The sequence below is a fragment of the Rhizobacter sp. genome (assembly GCF_035702065.1).
GTDB lineage: Bacteria > Pseudomonadota > Gammaproteobacteria > Burkholderiales > Burkholderiaceae_C > Rhizobacter.
Genome location: NZ_DASSRA010000470.1, coordinates 1 through 6,426 on the forward strand (window position 1 = coordinate 1; position 6,426 = coordinate 6,426).

5 protein-coding genes are annotated in these 6,426 nt (G+C 67.2%); 3 read left to right on the top strand and 2 right to left on the bottom strand.

From position 1 onward, the window contains the following. Together VFL64_RS20920 and VFL64_RS20925 are read right to left on the bottom strand one after the other, a co-directional pair. The coding region (locus tag VFL64_RS20920) for an efflux RND transporter permease subunit (protein WP_489542317.1) at nucleotides 1–2,532 on the bottom strand (2,532 nt) is incomplete at its 3' end. Beyond that, complete coding sequence (locus VFL64_RS20925; protein ID WP_489542318.1) at nucleotides 2,532–3,665, bottom strand: efflux RND transporter periplasmic adaptor subunit; 1,134 nt, start codon at nucleotides 3,663–3,665, stop codon at nucleotides 2,532–2,534. The genes VFL64_RS20925 and VFL64_RS20920, both read right to left, overlap by 1 nt. A 181-nt stretch (nucleotides 3,666–3,846) precedes the next feature. Between VFL64_RS20925 and hpnC the strand changes: the two genes are divergently transcribed. The 3 genes from hpnC to VFL64_RS20940 form a co-directional block, all read left to right on the top strand. After that, entirely contained in the window at nucleotides 3,847–4,704 is an 858-nt protein-coding gene (gene hpnC, locus VFL64_RS20930) for a squalene synthase HpnC (protein ID WP_489542319.1), read from the top strand. Then, nucleotides 4,701–5,540 carry a presqualene diphosphate synthase HpnD gene (gene hpnD / locus VFL64_RS20935; protein ID WP_489542320.1) on the top strand — a complete coding sequence of 280 codons (840 nt, stop codon included), beginning with the start codon at nucleotides 4,701–4,703 and terminating at the stop codon, nucleotides 5,538–5,540. The genes hpnC and hpnD overlap by 4 nt, the downstream gene beginning before the upstream one ends. After that, the coding region (locus VFL64_RS20940; protein ID WP_489542321.1) for a hydroxysqualene dehydroxylase at nucleotides 5,540–6,426 on the top strand (887 nt) is incomplete at its 3' end. The genes hpnD and VFL64_RS20940, both read left to right, overlap by 1 nt.

A 6,426-nucleotide genomic window follows, 5' to 3' on the forward strand; every position in this document is an offset into this window, starting at 1 on the left:
TGTCACGGTCGCGCCCTGCAGGCCATCGATGATGTCGCCCTGCACGGTGGCCGCGTAGTCGCGGTTCTCGCGCCACAGCACGCCAGGCTCCCAGATGAAGCTGCCCTTGGCGATCTGCCCCAGCGGGATGCTGCGTCCGGACGTGGTCGGCACGTAGGCGTTGGCCAGGTCGGTGAGTGCCTTGCGCTCTTCCAGCGGCTGGCGCAGCACGATGTCGATCAACTTGTCGCCGTCACGGTACTGGCCCACGGTGGTGCCGCTGTTGAGCGTGCGCGCCGCCTGGGCGATGGCCTGGCTGGACACGCCGAGGGCCCGCGCCTTGTCCTGGTCGACCTCGAGGCGCAGCACCTTGACCGACTCGTTCCAGTTGTCGTTCACGCCGCGCATGTTGGGGTTGGTCAGCATGATGGCCTTCACCTCGTCGGCATAGGCACGCACCTTGGTCGGGTCCGGCCCCACGACACGGAACTGCACCGGGTACGGCACGGGCGGCCCGTTGGGCAGCAGCTTGGGCCGGGCGCGCACCTCGGGGAACTCGGTGGCCAGCAGCTCCGGCAACTCCTTGCGCAGCTTCTCGCGGGCCTTCAGATCCTTGGGCAGCACCACGATCTGGCTCACGTTGCTCTGCGGGAAGATCTGGTCGAGCACCAGGGCGAAGCGCGGCACGCCACTGCCCACCCAGGTGGTGATGTGATCCACACCGTCGAGCTTCATCAGGCGCGCTTCCACGCGCTTGGTGACGGCCTCGTTGGCCGCGTACGACGAGCCCTCGGGGTACCACAGGTCCACCAGCACTTCGAGGCGGTTGGAATCGGGGAAGAACTGGTTCTGCACCTTGCCCATGCCCACGAAGCCCAGGAGCAGCGTGCCGACGGTCAGCCCGATGGTGATCCAGCGGTGCTTCACGCACCAGTTCACCAGCGCACGAAAGCGCGTGTAGAACGGCGTGTCGAAGAGCTCGTGCGGTTGGTCGTCACCGTGCGGCTTGGTCTTGAGCAGCAGGGTACCGAGGTAGGGCACGAAGTACACCGACACCAGCCACGAGATCAGCAGTGCGGCTGCTGTGACGGCGAAGATTGCGAAGGTGTACTCGCCCACCTGCGACTTGGCCATGCCGATCGGCAGGAAGCCCACCGCGGTGATCAGCGTGCCGGTGAGCATGGGCATGGCCGTCGCCTCGTAAGCGAAGGTGGCGGCACGCGCCTTGTCGTAGCCCTCTTCCAGCTTGCGCACCATCATCTCGACGGCGATGATGGCGTCGTCCACCAGCAGGCCGAGCGCGATGATCAGCGAGCCGAGCGAGATCTTGTGCAGGCCGACGCCCCAGTAGTACATGGTGACGAAGGTGATGGCCAGGACCAGCGGGATGGTGATGCCCACCACCAGGCCGGGCCGCCAATCGAGCCGCAGCGGCTTGAAGTGCAGGCCCAGGCTCACGAAGCTGACCGCCAGCACGATCACCACGGCCTCGATCAGCACGCCCACGAACTCGTTCACCGAGCGTGCGACCACGGTGGACTGGTTCTGGAACTGGTACATCTCGATGCCAGCCGGCAGGTCGTCGCGAATGGCATCGGTGGCAACCTTGAGCGACTGGCCCATCTCGATGATGTCACCGCCCTTGCCCATGGAGATGCCCAGCGCGATCACTTCCTTGCCCTGGTGGCGCACCTTCACCTGCGGTGGGTCGACATAAGCGCGCTTCACCTGCGCAATGTCGCCGAGCTTGAAGCTCGCACCATTGGCGCGGATGGCGAAGTTCTTCAGCTGCTCCACCGAGTTGAACTGGCCGCCCACGCGCACCTGCACGTAGTCGGTGGGCGCGTTGATGGTGCCGGCCGACTCGACCGCGTTCTGCTGCCCCAGCTGGGCCAGCACGGCGTTGAAGTCGAGTCCCAGCTGCGCCAGGCGCTTCTGCGAGATCTCGATGAAGATCTTCTCGTCCTGAGCGCCGAAGACCTCGACCTTGTTGACGTACTTCACCTTCAGCAGGCGCTGGCGCACCTGGTCGGCCTGGTCTTTCAGTTCGTCGTAGGTGAAGCCGTCGCTGGCCAAAGCGTAGATCGACCCGTAGACGTCCCCGAACTCGTCGTTGAAGAAGGGCCCGAGCACGCCGCCCGGCAAGGTGCTGCGCATGTCGCTGACCTTCTTGCGCACCGTGTACCAGATCTGCTGCACCTCCTTGGGTGGCGTGGAGTCCTTCAGCTGAAAGATGATGAGCGTCTCACCCGGCTTGGAGTAGCTGCGGATCTTGTCGGCGTAGGGCACCTCCTGCAGCGTCTTTTCCAGCTTGTCGGTGACCTGGTCAGCCACCTGCTGCGCCGTGGCGCCCGGCCAGTAGGCACGAACCACCATCGCACGGAAGGTGAACGGCGGGTCTTCGTCCTGCCCCAGCTGGAAGTAGGCGGCCAAGCCGAGCAAGAGCAGCACCACCAGCAGGTAACGGGTCAGCGCGGGGTGTTCCAGCGCCCAGCGCGAGATGTTGAAGCGCTGCGCAGCGGAGGTCGTCGTATCCACAGACACCTCGCTCATTACTTCACCGACACCGGCGTGCCACTGGCCACGCTGGGCGCAACGGGTGCCGCGGGGTCGACGTAGAGCTTCACCTGCTGGCCGGGGTTGAGCACGTGCACACCGGCCGTCACCACGATCTGGCCAGGCGCCACACCACCGGTGACCACCACCTCGTTGCCGTCAGCACCGGCGATCTGCACCACCTTGGAGGCCACGGTCATGGTCGTCTTGTCGAGCACCCACACGGCGGTTTTGCCCTGGTCTTCACGCAAGGCCGAGAGCGGCAGCTTGGTGATGCCGGCCACCTTGGGCATGTCGACCACGATGGTGGCCGTCTGCCCCAGCCGCACCCCGTTCGAGGTGGACGCCGGCATGTCGGCCTTGACAGCGAAGGTGCGCGTGACGGGGTCGGCCGCCGCCGCGATCTCGCGGATGTGCGCCGGCAGCAGCTCGGTGCTGCCCCACATGCGCACCTTGAGTCGGCCGGGCGCGGCGGCCAAGGCCTTGATCTCGTTGACCTTGTCCTCGGGCACGTTGAACACCACGTCGCGCGGGCCGTCGTGCGCCAGCCGCAGCACAGGCGCACCCGCGGCGACCACCATGCCGGGCTCGGCATCGACGGCAGTGATCACACCGTTTGCGTCGGCCACCAAGGCGGCATAGCCCGCCTGGTTGCCTTGCACGCTGGATTGCGCCTTGGCCTGGTCGAATTGAGCCTGGGCCGATTTGAGGGCGGTCTCTCGCCGCTCCAGTTCGGCCGAGCTGATGAAGCCCTGGTCGCGCAGCTCCTTGAAGCGCTTGAAGTCGGCCACGGTCTGGTCGAGATTGGCTTGCGCAGCCACGAGCGCGGCGTTGGCGGCCTCCTGGCCGAGCTTCAGGTCCTGCGGGTCGAGCTGGGCCAGCACCTGGCCGGCTTTCACCGTGTCGCCCACGTTCGCCGCACGCCTCACGATTTTGCCGCCCACCCGGAAGCCCAGCCGCGATTCGGTCCGCGCCCGCACCTCGGCCGCGTATTCGTAGCTGGCGCCGGCGCTGTCAGCCGCCACCGTCATCGTACGCACCGCCCGCACCGGGGCTGACGGGGTTTCGGCCTTCGAACAAGCGGCCAGAACGGCCACGCTGAGCAGTGCAATGGGCAAGGTGAGTCGCATGGTCATCCTCGAAGGCGCAGGGGTGGCTGAGTTGATTGTTGTTCGCAACTGACTGACTGGTCAGTAATGTATTCGGGTGATCCCTCGGTGTCAAACAGTCCTCGCGTCACGGGCGTGCCGCAATTGACACCGGGATCCGGGGCGACAATGCGCGCGGAAAACATTGCCCCTGACCGCCGCCATGAGCGTCGAACACTACGAAAACTTCCCCGTCGCCTCAGTGCTGTGCCCGCCTGAGCTGCGGCCCGCAGTGGCCGCAATCTACTGGTTCGCACGAACGGCCGACGACCTGGCCGACGAAGGCGACGCCGCCCCCGCCCAGCGCCTCCAAGCCCTGTCGGACTACCGTGCGCAACTGGCCGCCACAGCCGCGGGCAACGAACCAGCGCCGCCCTGGCGGCACGTGTTCGTCCCGCTCAAGCACGCCCTGGACCGCCATGCCCTGCCCCTGCCCTTGCTCGAAGACCTGCTCAGCGCCTTCGAGCAAGACGTAGTCCAGAACACCTATGCCGACCGCGCCGAACTGCTCGCCTATTGCCGCCGCTCGGCCAACCCGGTGGGCCGACTGCTGCTGCACCTGTACGGCGTGCAAGGCAGCGAACAGCAGCAGCAATCGGACGACATCTGCAGCGCCTTGCAGCTCATCAACTTCTGGCAAGACCTGAGCGTCGACATCCGGCGCGGCCGCGCCTACGTGCCGCTGGCCGACCTGGCACGCCATGGCGTCACACTCGAATCGCTGTGGGCCCGTACCGACTCGCCGCAGGCACGCGCACTGGTGGCCGACCTGGTGAACTGGGCCAAGGGCTTGATGCTGGCCGGCGTCCCCCTGGTACACGCCCTGCCCGGCCGCGCGGGCTGGGAGCTGCGCCTGGTGGTGCAAGGCGGGCTGCGCATTCTCGAAAAGATCGAGCGCATGGACTACCGCAGCCTCAACACCCGCCCTCGCCTTCGCTGGTACGACGCACCCCTGCTGCTGTGGCGCGCCCTGCGCATGCGGCCGCATGCGCAGGTGTCGCTGGGGGAGGCTCGGCCATGACCACACCCGAGCAGTACGTGCAGGAGAAAGCCGCGCAAAGCGGCTCCAGCTTCTACTACGCCTTCCTGTTCCTGCCGCCTCCTCGGCGGGCTGCCATCACCGCCTTCTACGCCTACTGCCGCGAGGTGGACGACGTGGTCGACGAAGTCCAGGATCCGGGCGTCGCCGCCACCAAGCTCGCCTGGTGGCGCAAAGAGGTGGCCATGGCCTACGCCGGCCAGCCCAGCCACCCGGTGATGAAGGCGCTGATGCCGCACACGCAAGCCTTCGACATCCGCGCCGAGCACTTGCTCGCCGTGGCCGAAGGTTGCCAAATGGATCTGGAGCAATCGCGCTACCTCGACTACCCCGGCCTGGCCCACTACTGCCACCTGGTGGCCGGCGTGGTGGGTGAAGTGGCTTCAGGCATCTTCGGCCGCACCGAGCCGTCCACCGTGCAGTACGCCCACAAGCTGGGCCTGGCCATGCAGCTCACCAACATCATCCGCGACGTGGGCGACGACGCTCGGCGCGGGCGCATCTACCTGCCGGTGTCGGAGCTGCAGCAATTCGACGTGAAGGCGCAGGAGATCCTGAACCGCGGCTACAGCGACCGCTTCACCGCCTTGATGAAGTTCCAGGCCGCACGCGCGCACCGCTGCTACGACGAAGCCCTGGCGCTGCTGCCCGAAGCCGACCGCCGCACGCAGAAACCTGGCCTGATGATGGCCAACATCTACCGCACGCTGCTGCGCGAGATCGAGGCTGACAACTTCCAGGTGCTGCACCAGCGCACGTCGCTCACGCCGCTGCGCAAGCTGTGGATCGCGGCGCGCACCAACTGGCGGGGCCGCTGATGGCACACGCTCGGCGGGTGGCCGTCGTCGGGGGCGGCTGGGCCGGCCTGGCCGCAGCGGTCGAGGCCACGCGCCGCGGCCACCAGGTCACCGTGTACGAGATGGCACCCCAGTTGGGCGGCCGCGCGCGGCAGGTGGACTTCGGCGATGGCGTCGTGCTCGACAACGGCCAGCACATCCTGATCGGCGCCTACACGCAGACGCTGTCGCTGATGCGGCGCGTGGGCGTCGATATCGACCACGCGCTGCTGCGCACACCCCTGCGTGTCACCTACCCCGATGGCGCGGGCCTGCAGCTTCAACCCGGATCCCCCATCGCGGCCTTTGCCGGCGCGGTGCTGCATTACCCCGGCTGGCGCTGGCGCGACAAGCAGGCCTTGCTTGTCACTTCCACACGTTGGGCTTTGCGTGGGTTCCGCTGCGATCCCAAGCTCACCGTAGCGCAGCTCACCGCCCACTTGCCCCTCGCAGTGCGCGAAGAACTGCTCGACCCGCTGTGCGTGGCCGCGCTTAACACCCCCGCATCGCAAGCCAGTGCCACGGTGTTTCTGCGCGTGTTGAAAGACGCCCTGTTCTCAGGCCCAGGCTCCGCCGACCTGCTGCTGCCCCGCCAGCGCCTGAGCGAGTTATGGCCCGCGCCAGCAAGCAGCTGGCTGGCCCAGGCAGGCGCCACGGTGCACCTGTCCACCCGTGCCGACCGATTGGAGCGTTTACCAGACGGTTGGCGTGTGAACGGAGACCCCGCCGACGCCGTGGTGCTGGCCTGCACCGCCAACGAAGCCGCCCGCCTCACCGCCCCCCATGCGCCCGAGTGGTCCGCTCAGGCAGGCGCCTTGAGCTACGAACCCATCGTCACCGTCTACGCCCACAGCGCCGGAGCCCGCCT

Coding starts and splice junctions, on each gene's coding strand:
- VFL64_RS20925 (WP_489542318.1), bottom strand. CDS start 3,665: ATGCGACTCACCTTGCCCATTGCACTGCTCAGCGTGGCCGTTCTGGCC.
- hpnC (WP_489542319.1), top strand. CDS start 3,847: ATGAGCGTCGAACACTACGAAAACTTCCCCGTCGCCTCAGTGCTGTGC.
- hpnD (WP_489542320.1), top strand. CDS start 4,701: ATGACCACACCCGAGCAGTACGTGCAGGAGAAAGCCGCGCAAAGCGGC.